Origin of the sequence: Enterobacter sp. CGMCC 5087, assembly GCF_003144775.1 — a bacterium.
In the GTDB taxonomy this organism is placed as follows: Bacteria; Pseudomonadota; Gammaproteobacteria; order Enterobacterales; family Enterobacteriaceae; genus Enterobacter; species Enterobacter cloacae_M.
Genome location: NZ_QFXN01000005.1, coordinates 1 through 806, shown reverse-complemented (window position 1 = coordinate 806; position 806 = coordinate 1). Strand labels below are relative to the sequence as shown.

The window sequence follows — 806 nt, the reverse complement described above, 5'->3', positions numbered from 1 at the left end:
CAACCATGATTATTTCCTTTTCCCGGAGAGATTCTGATACTGGCTGACCAGCGCATTAAGGCCGCCCTGCTGCCGTGTATCCTGTTTGAGTTTCGGCAGAGTTTCTGCACGCATACGGTCATCGAGAGTCATTCGACGCGCAGATGAGGGGGCTGAAACCGGTGGGGCGGTGTTTGCCATCACCTGAATCGCAGCGGCTGAACTCATCCCGGTATTGAATGCGAGAGAGGCTGCCAGTGCAGTGTTTCCGGCCGCGTGAGGACTGCCGAAAATGCGGGCGCAGCGGGTACGTTCGTCCATACGCGCCTGTTTATCATCCGGATCATCGACATTATCGTCGCCGTCATCATCTTCACCGTCTACGTCCGAATTTTCATCAGCGCGGCGGGCTCTACTCTTCTTCGCCTTACGGCCCTGTTTATCCGGATTGTCCGGGTCTTCAGGATCATCATTCGCGTCTGGGTCGTCATTTGGATCGTCCGGATTATCATCCGCACGACGGCCGCGCGTCTTACCCTGCGGTTGTTTGTCGTCCTCCAGTTCCGGATCGTCCTGGTTGTCCTCTTCCAGCCTGCGGGAGGCTTTTCCACCGAGAAGGTGCCCAAATTTAAACATGACTTACTCCTGTTGTTGTTAACAGCTCATAAAACGCGTCATCCGGAGAGAGCACCGCATCAGCAAAACCGAGTCTCACCCCTTCTTCTGCCAGCAGGCACGCGGCCTGTGTGTTACGGACCACGGAGGCCGCCAGCCCGCGATTGCGGGCAACGGTATCCACAAACAGCACGCCTGCAGCATCCACCTCC

At 56.7% G+C, this 806-nt stretch carries 1 protein-coding gene and 1 pseudogene; both read right to left on the bottom strand.

All coding sequences use genetic code 11. The features are described from left to right. Positions 1-9 precede the first annotated feature (9 nt). Positions 10-615: a DNA primase gene (locus tag DEO48_RS00030; RefSeq protein WP_109843939.1), complete on the bottom strand. Its 606-nt coding sequence runs from the start codon at positions 613-615 to the stop codon at positions 10-12. Then, positions 608-806 (bottom strand): annotated as a pseudogene (locus DEO48_RS00025) (S49 family peptidase); the annotation flags it as partial. The pseudogene DEO48_RS00025 and the gene DEO48_RS00030, both read right to left, overlap by 8 nt.